This is a genomic window from Stenotrophomonas chelatiphaga (assembly GCF_001431535.1).
Classification (GTDB): domain Bacteria; phylum Pseudomonadota; class Gammaproteobacteria; order Xanthomonadales; family Xanthomonadaceae; genus Stenotrophomonas; species Stenotrophomonas chelatiphaga.
Map to the genome: position 1 here is coordinate 42,789 of NZ_LDJK01000036.1, position 15,825 is coordinate 58,613.

Sequence of the window (15,825 nt, forward strand, 5' to 3'; positions counted from 1 at the left end):
CGGAGGCGCGCTGGCATCTTAGCAAACAGGGGGCGGCGGGCGGCAAGTGCCCGTTCAGGTTGGAGGTGGATTCCGTCAGAAACGTCCGGGAGTACCCGGAACGGTCATCTAGCCGTCATAATTCCATCTGGTGCCGTCCTTCCCGTGACGGCGAACAGGTTTCTCAATGTTCTCTCTGCAGACCATTTTCGGCTCCGGCAAACAGTTCTACACCCTGCTTGATGAGGCCGCCGTCGCGGCCAGCGACAGCGCACGCGCCCTGCACGCGATGATGCGCGAGTCCGACCGCCAGCCCGCGCTGGATGCCTTCAAGCTTGCCCGGCTGCGTGAACGCGCCGCGTCGGACAAGATCAGCCAGGCGCTGGTGGACAGCTTCATGACCCCGATCGAACGCGAGGACATCGAAGCGCTCGGCTCGGCGCTGTACAAGATCCCCAAGCAGGTCGAAAAGTTCGCTGACCGCTATTCGCTGGCCGTGACCCACCTGGAGCACATCGACTTCGCCCCGCGCGCGGCGATGCTGGAACAGGCCGCCGGCGTGGTGGTGGAGATGGTGGCCGACCTGCGCCACATGAACCTGGACCGGATGACCGCGCTCAACGAGAAGCTGCGTGCGCTGGAAAACGAGGCGGACCGGCTGATGCTGGAGTTGTACCGCGACATCTACTCCGGTCGCCTGGACCACCTGCAGATGTTCCTGCTGAAGGAGTTCTTCGAGATCCTGGAGAAGGCCATCGACCGCTGCCGCGAGGCGGGCGTGGTGGCGTACCAGATCGTGTTGAAGAACAGCTGACGGGCCGCACGGATGCTGACCCTTGTCCTGGTGGTGATTTTCGCCGCGCTCGTCTTCGAGTTCATCAACGGCTTCCACGATACCGCCAACTCCATCGCCACCGTGGTCGCCACCAAGGTGCTGTCGCCGGGTTGGGCGGTCATGCTGGCGGCCTTCATGAACCTCATCGGCGCATTGACCGGCACCGCCGTCGCGCTGACCATCGCCTCCGGCCTGCTCAACACCAACGTGGTCGACGTGACCCCGCAGGTGATCCTGTGCGCGCTGCTGGGCGGCATCATCTGGAACCTGATCACGTGGTGGAAAGGGCTGCCGTCCTCGTCCTCGCACGCGCTGATCGGTGGCCTGTGCGGCGCCGGCCTGGCCGCGGCGCACAACAACTGGGATGCGTTGATCTGGTCCGAGCGCCTGGGCAACTGGGCGCAGAACAAGGGCCTGCTGTGGAAGGTGTTCGTGCCGATGATCACCTCGCCGGTGGCCGGTTTCCTGCTCGGCATCGCAGTGATGCTGCTGCTGTGGGCGCTGATCGCCGGCCTGGCGAAGGTGGGCGGTGTGATCGGTCGGCTGGCACGCCCGCGCTTCGTCAACATGTTCTTCGGCAAGGCGCAGATCGTGTCGGCGGCCTACATGGGCTTCGCGCACGGGCATAACGATGCGCAGAAGACCATGGGCATCATCGCCATGACGCTGATCGGCGCCGAGGCCACCGGTGCGCTGGACAACCTGCCTGCGTTCCTGGCCTTCATGCATCCGGATGCGAGCGCCGGGGACGGCATCGCCATGTGGATCGTGCTGACCTGCGCGGTGGTGATGGCAGCCGGTACGGCGTCCGGTGGCTGGAAGATCATCAAGACGCTGGGCCACAAGATGGTCAAGCTGCACCCGATCCATGGCTTTGCCGCGGAAACCAGCTCGGCCACGGTGCTGACCGTGGCGGCGCACTTCGGCATGCCGGTGTCGACCACGCACAGCATCTCCACCGCGATCATGGGCGTTGGCTTTGCCAAGAACCCGCGTTCGCTGCGCCTGGGGGTGATCGAGCGCATCGTGTGGGCCTGGATCCTGACCATCCCGGCCGCCGGTGGCTGCGCCTACCTGATCCTCAAGCTGTTCGAGATGGTCGGCTGGGCCTGACCGCCCGACGCCCCGCATCGGTTGCGCCACAAAAAAACGCCGGCCCCTGGGGCCGGCGTTTTTTTTGTCAGGCTTCCAGCGACGCCAGGTCGCCCTTGGTCTCCAGCCGCGCCGAGTGAACAGCACCGCCGCAGCGGGGTTGGGGCCGTCGCCACGGCCCCGGGAAACGACGAGTCAGGCTTCCAGCGACGCCAAGTCGCCCTTGGTCTCCAGCCACCCCTTCCGATCACTGGCACGCTTCTTCGCCAGCAGCATGTCCATCAGCGAATGGGTCTGCTCGCCATCATCGATGGTCAGCTGGACCAGCCGACGCGTATCGGGATGGATGGTCGATTCGCGCAACTGCGGCGGGTTCATCTCGCCCAGGCCCTTGAAGCGGGTCACGCTGATCGCGCCCTTGATCTTCTCGCGCTCGATCTTGTCCAGCATGGTGCGCTTTTCTTCTTCATCCAGCGCGTAGAACACCTGCTTGCCCACGTCGATGCGGAACAGCGGCGGCATCGCCACGAACACATGGCCGGCATCCACCAGCGCCGGGAAGTGCTTCAGGAACAGCGCGGTGAGCAGGGTAGCGATGTGCAGGCCGTCCGAATCGGCGTCGGCCAGGATCACCACCTTGCCGTAGCGCAGGCCGCTGATGTCTTCCTTGCCCGGATCGCAACCGATGGCGATGGCCAGGTTGTGCACTTCTTCGGATGCCAGCACGCTGTTGGAGGAGACCTCCCAGGTGTTCAGGATCTTGCCGCGCAGCGGCATGATGGCCTGGAAGTCCTTGTCGCGGGCCTGCTTGGCGCTGCCGCCGGCCGAGTCACCTTCCACCAGGAACAGCTCGGTGCGGGACAGGTCCTGGCTGATGCAGTCGGCCAGCTTGCCGGGCAGGGCGGGGCCCTGGGTGACCTTCTTGCGCACCACCAGTTTTTCAGTCTTCAAGCGCGCGCTGGCGCGTTCGATCGCCAGTTGCGCGATGCGCTCGCCGATTTCCACGTTCTGGTTCAGCAGCAGGCTGAAGGCATCGTGCGCGGCGCCTTCGACGAAACCGGCGGCCTGGCGCGAAGACAGGCGTTCCTTGGTCTGCCCGCTGAACTGCGGGTCGGTCATCTTGATCGACAGCACGAAGGCGACCCGGTCCCAGACGTCTTCCGGGGCCAGCTTGACGCCGCGCGGCAGCAGGTTGCGGAAGTCGCAGAACTCGCGCAGCGCCTCGGTCAGGCCGGTACGCAGGCCGTTGACGTGGGTGCCGTGCTGGGCGGTGGGGATCAGGTTGACGTAGCTTTCCTGCACCAGCTCGCCTTCGGGCATCCACGCGACGGCCCAGTCGGCGATCTCGTTTTCCTTCTTGACGTGGCCGACGAACAGGTTGCCCGGCAGCATTTCCCGCTCGCCGAGTTCCAGCTTCAGGTAGTCGCGCAGACCGTCTTCGTAATGCCAAGTGTCCACTTCGCCGGTGGCTTCGTCGGTCAGCTTGACAGTCAGCCCCGGGCACAGCACGGCCTTGGCGCGCAGCAGGTGCTTGAGCGCGCGCACCGCGAACCTGGGCGTGTCGAAGTACTTCGGATCCGGCCAGAAGCGCAGGCGGGTGCCGGTGTTCTTCTTGCCCACGCTGCCGACCACTTCCAGCGGCGAAGCGAGATCGCCATTGCGGAAGGTGATGCGGTGCTCGGCGCCTTCGCGCTTGATGTGCAGTTCCACCAGGGTGGACAGCGCATTGACCACGCTCACGCCCACGCCATGCAGGCCGCCGGAGAAGGTGTAGTTGTTGTTGTTGAACTTGCCGCCTGCATGCAGGCGGGTCAGGATCAGTTCCACGCCGGGGATCTTTTCTTCCGGGTGGATGTCCACCGGCATGCCGCGGCCGTCATCGCTGACTTCCACGCTGCCATCCTTGTACAGGGTGATCTCGATGGAACGGGCGTGGCCGGCCAGCGCTTCGTCCACCGAGTTGTCGATCACTTCCTGCGCCAGGTGGTTCGGGCGGGTGGTGTCGGTGTACATGCCGGGGCGGCGCTTGACCGGGTCAAGGCCGGACAGGACTTCGATATCGGCGGCGTTATAGCGGGTGTTCATCTATGTTTCAAAGCGTTGGAGCGACGCGCAAGTGTGCGGTCTGGGCAGGGATTTTGCACGCCTGCGGTTCATCTGGCGGGGCGGCAGGGGGGCTAAAATGGCCTCAGCTGGGAAAGCGACCCCAGCGCCCCCATTTTCGAGTCGTTACCGCGAGGAGGACTCCATGAAGAAGCTGCTTACCATTGCCATCGTTGCCGCTGCCGTGGTCACCGTGCCGCTGGCGCTGGCCCAGAACGCCGGTCAGCCGGCGCCGCAGCAGGGCGACCAGGCCAATCCGGCGCAGGCCGAAGCCGATGCCAAGGCCAAGCGCCGCGCACAGGCCAACGCCGAGCTGAAGGCCCGCGGCCAGCAGGTCCCGCAGCGCGAGGAAGAAGAGGAAGAAGCCCGCAAGAAGCGCTGATCTGCCGCGCTTGCGTGCCCGGGCCCCGGTTCTGCCGGGGCCTTCTTTTTGCCCGGTTGTCGGCTGCCCCTTGGGCTTGGGGCCTTCAATCTGTAAACTATCGCTTTCCGGGAGTAGTGCGTGTCCACCATCAGCGATTGGACTGGCAAGGCCATGCGTGGCAGCCAGCAAGGCTGGGCGCAGGTGACGGTCTCCACGACCGGCACGGCCAAGCTGACCTCGCTCGCTGGCCACCGCCTCAGCTCCCCCCTCGCTGCCTCGGCGAGTCGCAAATCCCCCTTTCTGCCTACCCCCCGCCCGTTGGGCCGGAGGGGCGTGGCCGTTTCCCAATTCAATACAGGATGCTTGCAGCCATGACTCCCTTGATTTTCGTAACCGGCGGCGTGGTGTCCTCGCTCGGCAAAGGCATTGCCGCCGCGTCTTTGGCCGCCATCCTCGAAGCCCGTGGCCTGAAGGTCACGATGATGAAGCTCGATCCGTACATCAACGTCGACCCGGGCACCATGAGCCCGTTCCAGCACGGCGAGGTGTACGTCACCGATGACGGTGCCGAGACCGACCTGGACCTGGGTCACTACGAGCGTTTCGTGCGCACCCGGCTGAGCCGCAAGAACTCGGTCACCACCGGGCGCATCTACGAGAACGTGATCCGCAAGGAGCGCCGCGGCGACTACCTCGGCGCCACCGTGCAGGTCATCCCGCACATCACCGATGAGATCCGCCGCTGCATCGACGAAGCCACCGAAGGGTTCGACGTGGCGCTGGTGGAAATCGGCGGCACCGTCGGCGACATCGAGTCGCTGCCGTTCCTGGAGGCCATCCGCCAGGTGCGCACCGAACGCGGCCCGGAAAAGGCGTTGTTCATGCACCTCACGCTGGTGCCCTACATCAGCGCCGCCGGCGAACTGAAGACCAAGCCGACCCAGCATTCGGTCAAGGAACTGCGTTCGATCGGCATCCAGCCGGACGTGCTGCTGTGCCGTTCCGAGCAGGCGGTACCGGATTCGGAGCGCCGCAAGATCGCCCAGTTCACCAACGTTTCCGAGCGCGCGGTGATCAGCGTGCCGGACGTGGACGTGCTGTACAGCATCCCGATGGGCCTGCATGCGCAGGGCCTGGATGACATCGTGGTGAACCAGTTCAAGCTGGCCGACAAGGCCGGCCCGGTCGACCTGTCGATGTGGGAAGACGCGGTGGATGCCACGCTCAACCCGCTCGATGCGGTCACCATCGCGGTGGTCGGCAAGTACGTGGACCACCAGGATGCGTACAAGTCGGTGGGCGAGGCGCTCAAGCACGGCGGCCTGCGCCAGCGCACCAAGGTCACCCTGAAGTGGCTGGAAGCGCAGGAGCTGGAAGGCAGCGACATGGCCGCCCTGGCCGATGTCGATGGCATCCTGGTGCCCGGCGGCTTCGGCGACCGCGGCTTTGAAGGCAAGGTGTTGACCTCGCAGTACGCCCGCGAGCACAAGGTGCCTTACTTCGGCATCTGCTACGGCATGCAGGCTGCGGTGGTGGACTATGCCCGCCACGTGCTCGGCCTGGAAGGGGCCAACAGCACCGAGAACGACCGCCAGTCGCCGGACCCGGTGATCGGCCTGATCACCGAATGGCGCACCGCCAGCGGCGACGTGGAAAAGCGTGACGACAAGAGCGACCTCGGCGGCACCATGCGCCTGGGCCTGCAGGAGCAGCGCCTGAAGCCGGGCACGCTGGCCCGCGAGCTGTACGGCAAGGACGTGGTCGAAGAGCGCCACCGTCATCGTTACGAGTTCAACAACCGCTACCGCACCCAGCTGGAAGATGCCGGCCTGGTGATCGCCGGCAAGTCGATGGATGACACGCTGGTGGAAGTGGTCGAACTGCCGCGCAGCGCACACCCGTGGTTCCTGGCCTGCCAGGCGCACCCGGAATTCCTGTCCACCCCGCGCGCCGGCCACCCGCTGTTCATCGGCTTCATCCGTGCCGCGCGCGAGCGCAAGGCCGCGGGCCAGCCGTTGGCCGAAGCCCACGCCTGACTTGCAGTGGGGGCATGCAGCCCCCATGTTCCGCGCTTGAACCCCTGATGCCTGCCGGCACGCGCCGGCGCCGCGCCACAACAAGGAAACGCCATGAAACTGTGTGGATTCGAGGTCGGGCTGGACCAGCCCCTGTTCCTGATCGCCGGCCCCTGCGTGATCGAGTCGATGCAGCTGCAGCTCGACGTCGCCGGCCGCCTGAAGGAAATCACCGGCCGGCTCGGGGTGAACTTCATCTTCAAGTCCAGCTTCGACAAGGCCAACCGCACCTCCGGCACCGCCTTCCGCGGTCCCGGCCTGGAAGAAGGCCTGAAGGTGCTGGCCGAAGTGAAGAAGCAGATCGGCGTGCCGGTGCTGACCGACGTGCATGAGTACACGCCGATGGACGAAGTGGCTTCGGTGGTGGATGTGCTGCAGACGCCGGCGTTCCTGGTCCGGCAGACCGATTTCATCAAGAAGGTGTGTGCCGCCGGCAAGCCGGTGAACATCAAGAAGGGCCAGTTCCTGTCCCCGTGGGACATGAAGCCGGTGGTGGAAAAAGCCAAGTCGACCGGCAACGAGCAGATCATGGTCTGCGAGCGCGGCGCCAGCTTCGGCTACAACAACCTGGTCAGCGACATGCGCTCGCTGTCGGTGATGCGCGATACCGGCTGCCCGGTGGTGTTCGATGCCACCCATTCGGTGCAGCTGCCGGGCGGGCAGGGCACCAGCTCCGGTGGCCAGCGCGAGTTCGTGCCGGTGCTGTCGCGCGCTGCGGTCGCCGTCGGGGTGTCCGGCCTGTTTGCCGAGACCCATCCGGACCCGTCCAAGGCGCTGTCCGATGGCCCGAACGCCTGGCCGCTGGACCGCATGGAAGAACTGCTGGAGACCCTGATGGAGCTCGATGCGGTGACCAAGAAGCACGGTTTCTCGCGCTTCGCATGAGTCTTGACCCGTGGGCGGCGCTCGCTGTGCGCCGCCAGCGGCGGCAGTGGCGCCACTGGCCATGGGGCTGGATGGCGTTCGGCCTGTCCTTGGCGGCGTGGGCCAGCGTGTTCATGCTGGCCTTCCTGGTGCTTGCCAGTGTCGGCATGCCCGGCGATGGCAACCACGCCATGCGGGCGACCCGCATTCCCCTGCTGATCACCCTGTCCTTCGGCGCGCTGGTGACCGTCGGCTGCCTGGTGGCCAGCATGCTGTCGCTGCGCCTGCCGCAACGGCCGGCCGCAGGCATCGCTTCGCTTGCGTTGCTGGCCTTGCTGGTGGCCTGCCTGCTGGTGCCGCGCCTGTTCTAGACACCCCGCTGCGGGCGTGCCGGCACGGGATTCAGCCGCCGATTTGGCAATGGGCGGCCGTGCGGGGATAATCACGCGGCATTCGTTTTTGTCGCCTTCCTCTACAGACAGGTAACCGACCAGCCCATGAGTACGATCCGCAGCATCCACGCCCGTGAAATCCTCGACAGCCGTGGCAATCCCACGCTGGAAGCCGACGTCATCCTGGAGGACGGTTCGTTCGGTCGTGCCGCCGTGCCCTCCGGCGCCTCGACCGGCACCAAGGAAGCGGTGGAGCTGCGTGACGGCGACAAGACCCGTTACCTGGGCAAGGGCGTGCGCAAGGCCGTGGAGAACATCAACGGCGCCATCGCCGGTGCGCTGGCCGGCTTCGATGCCACCGACCAGGAAGGCCTTGACCGCCGCCTGATCGACCTTGATGGCACCGAGAACAAGGGCCGCCTGGGCGCCAACGCGCTGCTGGGTGTTTCGATGGCCGCCGCGCATGCCGCCGCCGCATCGAACAAGCAGGCGCTGTGGCAGTACCTGGCCGGCAAGACCGGCGTGTCCCCGTCGCTGCCGGTGCCGATGATGAACATCATCAACGGCGGTGCGCACGCGGACAACAACGTGGACTTCCAGGAGTTCATGGTGCTGCCGGTGGGCTTCAGCTCGTTCTCCGAAAGCTTGCGCGCCGGTACCGAAATCTTCCATTCGCTGAAGTCCGTGCTGAAGGGCCATGGCCTGAGCACCGCCGTGGGTGACGAAGGCGGCTTCGCGCCGGACTTCCGCAGCAACGTCGAAGCGCTGGACACCATCCTGGAAGCGATCGGCAAGGCCGGCTACACCGCCGGTGACGACGTGCTGCTGGGGCTGGACGTGGCCTCCAGCGAGTTCTACGAGAACGGCAAGTACAACCTGGTCGGCGAGAACAAGCGGCTGACCTCCGAGCAGTTCGTCGACTTCCTCGCCGACTGGTCGAACCAGTACCCGATCATCACCATCGAAGACGGCCTGGCCGAGAACGACTGGGCCGGCTGGAAGCTGCTGACCGACCGCATCGGCAAGAAGGTGCAGCTGGTCGGCGACGATCTGTTCGTCACCAACCCGAAGATCTTCAAGGAAGGCATTGATTCGGGCACCGCCAACGCGATCCTGATCAAGGTCAACCAGATCGGCACCCTGAGCGAAACGCTGGAAGCGATCGCCATGGCCGACCGTGCCGGTTACGCGGCCATCGTGTCGCACCGTTCCGGCGAGACCGAAGACACCACCATCGCAGACATCGCCGTTGCCACCACCGCGACCCAGATCAAGACCGGTTCGCTGTGCCGCAGCGATCGCGTGGCCAAGTACAACCAGCTGCTGCGCATCGAAGAAGCGTTGGGCGCCGGCGCGCGCTACGCCGGTCGTGATGCCTTCGTTTCGTTGAAGCGCTGATCCCATGCGCAACTGGCGGTGGGCGCTGTTGGCCTTGGCCCTGCTGCTGGCATGGTTGCAGTACCGTTTCTGGTTCGGCCCGGGCAACTCAGGCGAAGTGATGACCCTGGAAGCCCAGGTCGAGCACCAGAACCGCGACAACGATGGCCTGCAGCAGCGCAACGATGCGCTGGCTGCGGAAGTGCAGGACCTCAAAGAGGGGCAGGCCGCCATCGAAGAGCGTGCACGCAGCGAGCTGGGCATGATCAAGCCCGGCGAGAAGTTCTACCGCGTCGTCGAAGATGCGCCGGTCGCGCCGGTGCAGGCGCCTTCGGCCGGCCCGGTGCCGACCGATCACCCGGCGGACGTGCCATGAGCGCGGCGATCTGGGTGATCGTACCGGCCGCCGGTCGTGGCAGCCGTTTCGGTGCCCCGGTACCTAAACAGTATCTGCAGGCGGGCGGGCAGACGCTGCTGGCGCATACGCTGGATGCGCTGCTGGTGCATCCGGCCGTGGCCGGGGCGATGGTGGTCATCAGTGCCAACGACGTCGACTGGCCCGGCTGGACCGAATGGTCGGGCAAGCCCGTGCTGACCTGCCACGGCGGCGACACGCGTGCGGCGTCGGTGCTGGCCGGGCTGCTTGCATTGCCCGACAGCGTGCGCGCCGATGAGTTCGTGCTGGTGCATGATGCAGCGCGGCCCAACCTGGCCCTTGCCGATCTCAGCCGGTTGCTGGAAGTGGGCCGCGCCGACCCGGTTGGCGCGATCCTGGCCGCCCCGGTGCGCGACACGCTGAAACGTGCCGGCGACGATGGCGGCATCGACGGGACCGAGCCGCGCGCGCGGCTGTGGCGTGCACTGACCCCGCAGCTGTTCCGTCGCCATCAGTTGGCACGTGCGCTGACCGATGCGGCGGCGTCCGGCATCGAGGTCACCGACGATGCCATGGCCATGGAATGCCAGGGCCAGCGTCCGCTGCTGGTGGAGGGCAGCGAAGACAACTTCAAGGTCACCACGCCGGCGGACCTGGATCGCTTCGAATTCGTACTTTCACGTCGCGCCGGATGATCCTCGCGCGCGCTGCATAGCAAAGGCTGTTCCGATGACCACGCTTCCATTCCCGCCTGTCCGCATCGGCCAGGGTTACGACGTCCATGCCTTCGGCCCGGGCGACCACATCATGCTGGGGGGCGTGCGCGTAGCGCATACCGCCGGCGTGCTGGCGCACAGCGATGGCGATGTGATCCTGCACGCGCTGTGCGACGCGATGCTCGGCGCGCTGGCGCTGGGCGATATCGGCCAGCACTTCCCGCCCAGCGATGACCGCTGGAAGGACGCCGACAGCAGCGATTTCCTGATCCATTGCGACGTGCTGCTGCGTTCGCGCGGCTGGCGGGTCGGCAATACCGACATCACCGTGATCTGCGAACGTCCCAAGGTCGGGCCGCATGCGGCGGCCATGCGCGAACGCATCGCCGAGCTGCTGCAGTTGCCGCTGGATGCGGTCAGCATCAAGGCGACCACGTCGGAGAAGCTGGGCTTCACCGGTCGAGAGGAAGGCATCGCCGCGCAGGCCATCGTGCTGCTGGTGGCGGCATGACGCCGTTGCCGTTGGCCTTCGGCGGGCCGCTGTTCACGCGTGCGCTGATCCGCAGCACGCCCGATGATTTCCAGGTCGATGAACTGCCATCCTTCGAGCCCACTGGCGAAGGCGAGCACCTGCTGCTGGAGATCCGCAAGCGCGGCGCCAACACGGTGCACGTGGCCAAGCTGCTGGCGCAGTGGGCCGGCCTGCCCGAGATGGCGGTGAGCTTCGCCGGCATGAAGGATCGGCACGCGGTCACGACCCAGCGCTTCAGCGTGCACCTGCCCAAGCGCGTGGCGCCGGACCTGGCCCTGCTGGCCAGCGACGAAGTGCACGTGGTGTCCTCGACCTGGCACAACCGCAAGCTGCAGCGCGGCGCGCTGGCTGGCAACCGCTTCAAGCTGGTGCTGCGTGACGTGGACGGTGATGCCGCGGCGATCGACGCACGCCTGCAGCAGATCGCCGAACGCGGCATTCCCAACTGGTTCGGCGAACAGCGCTTCGGCCGCGATGGCGGCAACGTGCCGGCGGCGCTGGCGATGTTCGGCGGCCGTCGCATGCGCAAGGACCAGCGTTCGCTGCTGCTGTCGGCCGCGCGCTCTGCGCTGTTCAACCGCGTGCTGGCCGCGCGCGTGGAGCAGGGCAGCTGGGACCAGCCGATCGACGGCGAGGTATGGATGCTGGATGGCAGCCGCAGCGTGTTCGGTCCGGAGCCGTGGAGCGAGGTGCTGGCCGAGCGCCTGGCCCGTTTCGACATCCATCCCAGTGGCCCGTTGTGGGGTGTCGGCGACCTGCGCAGCAGCGATGCCGCGCGCGCGCTGGAGCTGGGTGCGATCGACGACGAGCAGTCGCAGGCGCTGCGTGCCGGGCTGGAGGCTGAAGGCCTGAAGCACGAACGCCGTTCGCTGCGCCTGCGTCCGGCGCTGCTGCAGCACCAGTGGCTGCAGGAGGGCGTGCTGGAACTTTCCTTCGCGCTGCCGCCCGGCTGCTACGCCACCGCCGTGCTGCACGAGCTGGGACCGGTCACCGACGCGTCCCAGTAGACCAAGCGATCAACGGGCCAGCAGCACCAGCACCGCGCCGGTGCCTCCCTGCGCGGTGGGAGCGGAATGGAAGGCCAGCACGTCGTTGCGCAGGCGCAGGTGGCGGTCGACCAGGTTCTTCAACACCGGCGCGCCGCCATCGGACTGCAGGCCCTTGCCGTGGATGATGCGCACGCAGCCATGTTCGTGGTCATGCGCTTCCAGCAGGAACTGGCGCAGCAGCTGTTCGGCCTGGGTGGCGGTGGCGCCATGCAGGTCCAGTTCGTCCTGGACCGAGTACTGGCCCTTCTTCAGGCGCTGGAACATGCGCGGGGGCAGGTTGTCGCGGCGGTAGCTGAGCGCATCACCGGCATCCAGCGGTGGGCCGGCGCGCAGCAGCCGGGCGAACTCCCCCAGGGCTTCCTGTTCATCGCGTTCAGCCATCCGGGCGCGTGGGCGCGGCTTGGGCGCGGACGGCGTCGGGCCGCTGCCTTTTCGCAGCGGGGTGACCTGCCCGATGGCCGAGCGGAACAGCTCGGCGGGATCTTCGTCATTCGGATGCGACATGGCGACAGGTTAACGCATGCCGCCGCCGTCATGAGGATGCTCAATGACCCATGGCAGGGTAGGCCCTGCGACCGGCATACGGCACAATACAAGACGCACTTGCGAGGTCGCCGCCGCCGGGGGAGCGCCGTGACCACGTCCATGTCAGCAGTGATGGAAGCGAAGTCTTGAACGATCATGTGGTGAAAACGCAGATGCGGGTCCTGGTCAGCAATGACGATGGTGTCGATGCGCCGGGCATCGCCATGCTGGCGACGGTCCTGCGCCAGGCCGGGCACGACGTCACCGTGGTCGCCCCCGACCGTGACCGCTCCGGCGCCAGCAACTCGCTGACCCTGGACCTGCCGATCCGCCTGAAGCGGCTGGATCCGCACACCGTGTCGGTGGCCGGCACCCCCACCGACTGCGTGCACCTGGCATTGACCGGGCTGCTGGACCAGGAGCCGGACATCGTGGTGTCGGGCATCAACAACGTCGCCAACCTGGGCGACGACGTGATCTATTCGGGAACCGTGTCGGCGGCGATGGAAGGACGGCATCTCGGCCTGCCTGCGGTGGCGGTATCGCTGGTCAGCCACAACCATGAGCCGAAGCATTTCCAGACCGCCGCGCGCGCGGCGGTGGAGATCGTGGCGCAGCTGAAGGCCGATCCGCTGCCTGCCGACACGATCCTCAACGTCAACGTGCCCGACCTGCCCTGGCACGAGGTCAAGGGATTCGAAGTGACCCGGCTGGGCAACCGCCACCGCGCCGAAGGCTGCATCGCGCAGAAGGACCCGCGCGGCAATGCGGTCTACTGGATCGGCCCGGCAGGGCGCGAACAGGATTCCGGCCCGGGCACGGATTTCCATGCGGTGCGTACCGGTTTCATTTCCATCACCCCGATCCAGGTCGACCTGACCCGCTACCAGGCGCTGGAAAAGGTCGCCAGCTGGGTCGGTGGGTTGAGCGCCGCACTGGGGCGTCCGGCATGACCGCGCGACTGCGACTGCAGCCCGAAGCGGTGGGCATCGGCATGACCTCCCAGCGCGTGCGTGATCGCCTGGTCGAGCGCCTGCGCGAGGCCGGCATCGTCGATGAGGCCACCCTCAACGCCATCCGCGTGGTGCCACGTCATCTGTTCATCGATGAAGCGCTGGCCTCGCGGGCCTACGAAGACACCGCCCTGCCGATCGGGCATGGCCAGACCATTTCCCAACCCTGGGTGGTCGCGCGGATGACTGAGGCGATCCTGCAGGTTGCGCCGAAGACCGTGCTCGAAGTGGGTACCGGTTCGGGTTACCAGGCCGCCGTGCTGGCCGCGGTCGGCCTGGAGGTGTTCACCGTTGAACGCATCGGCGACCTGCTGCGGCAGGCGCGCAAGCGGTTCCGTTCGCTGGCCATGAATATCCGCACCAAGCATGACGATGGCCGCGCGGGCTGGCCGGAACATGGGCCCTACGACGCCATCGTGGTCACCGCCGCAGCGCCGGCGCTGGTGGATGTGTTGATCGATCAGCTGGCGGTGGGCGGCCGACTGGTCGCGCCGGTCGGTGGGCCGGGCGCGCAGTCGCTGGTGCAGCTGGACCGCCTGCCCGATGGCAGCATCACGCAGTCCGTGTTGGCGCCGGTCACCTTCGTCCCATTGCTGTCTGGCATGCTGGACTGATTTTTCACGGAGCAGGGCATTCATGAAGATTTTCGGGCCGCTGTACGAGCGCGCATTGAAGTGGGCCAACCATGAGCGGGCACCGACCTACCTGACGGTGCTGAGCTTCATCGAAGCGATCATTTTCCCGGTGATGCCGGAAGTGATGCTGGCCCCGATGTGCGTGGCCCAGCCCAAGCGCGGCTGGTGGTTCGCCACCCTCAGCCTGGCCGGTTCGATGGTGGGTGCGGTGGTCGGCTATGCGCTGGGCCATTTCGCGTTCGAGGCGGTCAAGCCGCTGCTGGACACCATGGGCATGCTGCCGGGCATCGAGCGCGGCATCGCGATCGTGCAGGCCAAGATGGCCGAGTCGCCGTGGGCGGTGTTCACCTTCCTGGTGCTGGGCGGCTTCATGCCGATCCCGATGAAGGTCTTCACATGGGCGTCGGGTATCGTCGGGGTACCGATGCCGCAGTATCTGCTGAGCATGCTGATCGGTCGTGGCAAGCGCGTGTTCGTGCTGGCTGCGGTGATCCGCATCGGTGGACCGCGCGCCGAGGCGGCGCTGCGTCGCTGGATTGAACCGCTGGGCTGGATCGCCACCGCGATGGTGGTGGTGCTGGTTGCCTGGCTTGTATGGAGGTCGAAGTTCGCATGAGTGCTGATCGTTTCAACAGGGGTCTGCGCCTGGGCGCGCTGGCCATCACGCTGTCCGCGTTGACCGCCTGCGGTACCGCCACCGTGGTGCGCCCCTCCGGCTCCGGTGGCAGTGGGGCATCGGCCACGCCGAAGGCATCCATTGCCCAGCCGGGCAAGACAGTGCGCGTGCAGAAGGGCGACACGGTCTATGCGCTGGCGCGCATCCACAGCATCACGCCGGCCGACCTGATCGCCTGGAACAACCTGTCCAATCCGTCGACGATCTACCCCGGCCAGGTGATCCGCCTGTATCCGCAGGGTGCGGGCGGCAGCCGGGTGCCGACCACGGTGGTCACCGCGCCGCGCGCGTCCGGTGGCAGCACGACCACGACGACCCCGGTTGCGACCACGCCGCCGGTGCGCAGCAGCATCAACTGGCGCTGGCCGGCCGATGGGGCGGTAGTGGGCCGGTTCGTGGCCGGTGAGACGACCAAGCAGGGCGTGGATATCGCCGGCACCAGCGGCCAGGCCGTAAAGGCGGCCGCCGACGGTGTAGTGGTGTATTCAGGCGCGGGCCTGGTGGGCTATGGCGAGCTGATCATCGTCAAGCACAACGAGCAGTGGCTGTCGGCCTACGGCCACAACCGCAAGCGCCTGGTGAACGAAGGCCAGAGCGTGAAGGCCGGCCAGCAGATCGCCGAAATGGGCCGGACCGGCGCGAACCGGGACATGCTGCATTTCGAGATCCGCTACAACGGCAAGCCGGTAGACCCGCAGCAGTACCTGCCGGCACGGTGACGGGTTGCCGCTGAGAGCGCGGCTGCCGTTTGAGGCCCGGTGGGCGGGTGGCGGTGGACTATCCGGGACATGCCGTGAATCCGTCCCTGGAGGCTCGTCGCCGCATCCATGCGGCTCTAACGGTCCCGCACCGCCCCCTCCCACCCCGCCAGACAGATGGCCGCTGCTGTGGGGGGAAGGAAGGCAAGGGCAAGGGCGGTCAAGCTTGCTGCGCTCCTGCCGCCGGGCACGGGGAACTCGCAGGCGGGGTCGGGGCAGGCCACACAGGACTCTGTGAGGCAGGAGCCGAACTGAAGCCCCCATGGAAGGGTTCACGGCGTGTCCTGTGTGGCCTGCCCCGACCCCGCCCCACCGAGGAAGTGGAGGCGCCGCGGCTGCGCCTGAATGGGGATAGGGCGGCCGATGAAACAAGGTTTTCGCCAAACGCCCCCGACGCGGTTTGATGATACTGCACTTAAACACATTTGACGCTTGCCACGCCACCTTACGTGTAACATCCTGTG

General features: G+C 66.6%; 17 protein-coding genes. 15 read left to right on the forward strand and 2 right to left on the reverse strand.

Annotated features, from left to right (window positions below):
* The first annotated feature begins 166 nt into the window (after positions 1–166).
* Positions 167–793, forward strand: a complete 627-nt coding sequence (locus ABB28_RS09050) for a DUF47 domain-containing protein (protein WP_057508307.1) — start codon at positions 167–169, stop codon at positions 791–793.
* A 12-nt stretch (positions 794–805) separates the two neighbouring features.
* On the forward strand, positions 806–1,927 hold the full coding sequence (locus ABB28_RS09055) for an inorganic phosphate transporter (RefSeq protein WP_057508308.1): 1,122 nt from the start codon (positions 806–808) through the stop codon (positions 1,925–1,927).
* Positions 1,928–2,101: 174 nt separating this feature from the next.
* On the opposite strand, the gene parE is transcribed toward ABB28_RS09055, so the two are convergent.
* Complete coding sequence (parE, locus tag ABB28_RS09060) at positions 2,102–3,991, reverse strand: DNA topoisomerase IV subunit B (protein WP_057508309.1); 1,890 nt, start codon at positions 3,989–3,991, stop codon at positions 2,102–2,104.
* Between the two features lie 163 nt (positions 3,992–4,154).
* On the opposite strand from parE, the gene ABB28_RS09065 reads away from it, so the two are divergent.
* From ABB28_RS09065 to truD, 9 genes are all read left to right on the forward strand, one after another.
* Entirely contained in the window at positions 4,155–4,391 is a 237-nt protein-coding gene (locus ABB28_RS09065; RefSeq protein ID WP_057508310.1) for a hypothetical protein, read from the forward strand.
* Between the two features lie 353 nt (positions 4,392–4,744).
* Complete coding sequence (gene pyrG / locus ABB28_RS09070) at positions 4,745–6,409, forward strand: CTP synthase (RefSeq protein ID WP_057508311.1); 1,665 nt, start codon at positions 4,745–4,747, stop codon at positions 6,407–6,409.
* Positions 6,410–6,502: 93 nt separating this feature from the next.
* Entirely contained in the window at positions 6,503–7,333 is an 831-nt protein-coding gene (gene kdsA, locus ABB28_RS09075) for a 3-deoxy-8-phosphooctulonate synthase (RefSeq protein WP_057508312.1), read from the forward strand.
* Positions 7,330–7,683, forward strand: coding sequence for a hypothetical protein (locus tag ABB28_RS09080; RefSeq protein WP_083491984.1), 354 nt, complete (start codon positions 7,330–7,332; stop codon positions 7,681–7,683). The genes kdsA and ABB28_RS09080 overlap by 4 nt, the downstream gene beginning before the upstream one ends.
* Before the next feature lie 126 nt (positions 7,684–7,809).
* On the forward strand, positions 7,810–9,102 hold the full coding sequence (eno, locus tag ABB28_RS09085; protein ID WP_057508313.1) for a phosphopyruvate hydratase: 1,293 nt from the start codon (positions 7,810–7,812) through the stop codon (positions 9,100–9,102).
* A gap of 4 nt (positions 9,103–9,106) precedes the next feature.
* Positions 9,107–9,457: a cell division protein FtsB gene (gene ftsB / locus ABB28_RS09090; protein ID WP_057508314.1), complete on the forward strand. Its 351-nt coding sequence runs from the start codon at positions 9,107–9,109 to the stop codon at positions 9,455–9,457.
* Complete coding sequence (gene ispD / locus ABB28_RS09095; RefSeq protein ID WP_057508315.1) at positions 9,454–10,152, forward strand: 2-C-methyl-D-erythritol 4-phosphate cytidylyltransferase; 699 nt, start codon at positions 9,454–9,456, stop codon at positions 10,150–10,152. The genes ftsB and ispD overlap by 4 nt, the downstream gene beginning before the upstream one ends.
* Positions 10,153–10,186: 34 nt before the next feature.
* The gene (ispF, locus tag ABB28_RS09100; RefSeq protein ID WP_057508316.1) at positions 10,187–10,684 is read left to right on the forward strand and encodes a 2-C-methyl-D-erythritol 2,4-cyclodiphosphate synthase; all 498 of its coding nucleotides are present in this window, start codon (positions 10,187–10,189) and stop codon (positions 10,682–10,684) included.
* Entirely contained in the window at positions 10,681–11,712 is a 1,032-nt protein-coding gene (truD, locus tag ABB28_RS09105) for a tRNA pseudouridine(13) synthase TruD (RefSeq protein WP_057508317.1), read from the forward strand. Before ispF ends, truD begins: the two co-directional genes overlap by 4 nt.
* A gap of 9 nt (positions 11,713–11,721) precedes the next feature.
* Here the strand turns inward: truD and ABB28_RS09110 are convergent, their stop codons facing one another.
* A complete protein-coding gene (locus ABB28_RS09110; RefSeq protein WP_057508318.1) occupies positions 11,722–12,258 on the reverse strand; it encodes a Smr/MutS family protein in 537 nt (178 codons plus the stop codon).
* A 194-nt stretch (positions 12,259–12,452) separates the two neighbouring features.
* Between ABB28_RS09110 and surE the strand changes: the two genes are divergently transcribed.
* The 4 genes from surE to ABB28_RS09130 are packed head-to-tail and all read left to right on the forward strand — an operon-like array spanning position 12,453 to position 15,322.
* Positions 12,453–13,232 (forward strand): 5'/3'-nucleotidase SurE, encoded by a 780-nt coding sequence (gene surE, locus ABB28_RS09115; RefSeq protein ID WP_057508329.1) that lies wholly within the window; start codon positions 12,453–12,455, stop codon positions 13,230–13,232.
* Positions 13,229–13,906, forward strand: a complete 678-nt coding sequence (locus ABB28_RS09120; protein WP_057508319.1) for a protein-L-isoaspartate(D-aspartate) O-methyltransferase — start codon at positions 13,229–13,231, stop codon at positions 13,904–13,906. Before surE ends, ABB28_RS09120 begins: the two co-directional genes overlap by 4 nt.
* Positions 13,907–13,928: 22 nt before the next feature.
* The gene (locus ABB28_RS09125; protein WP_057508320.1) at positions 13,929–14,543 is read left to right on the forward strand and encodes a YqaA family protein; all 615 of its coding nucleotides are present in this window, start codon (positions 13,929–13,931) and stop codon (positions 14,541–14,543) included.
* Positions 14,540–15,322: a peptidoglycan DD-metalloendopeptidase family protein gene (locus tag ABB28_RS09130; protein WP_057508321.1), complete on the forward strand. Its 783-nt coding sequence runs from the start codon at positions 14,540–14,542 to the stop codon at positions 15,320–15,322. Before ABB28_RS09125 ends, ABB28_RS09130 begins: the two co-directional genes overlap by 4 nt.
* Positions 15,323–15,825 lie beyond the last annotated feature (503 nt).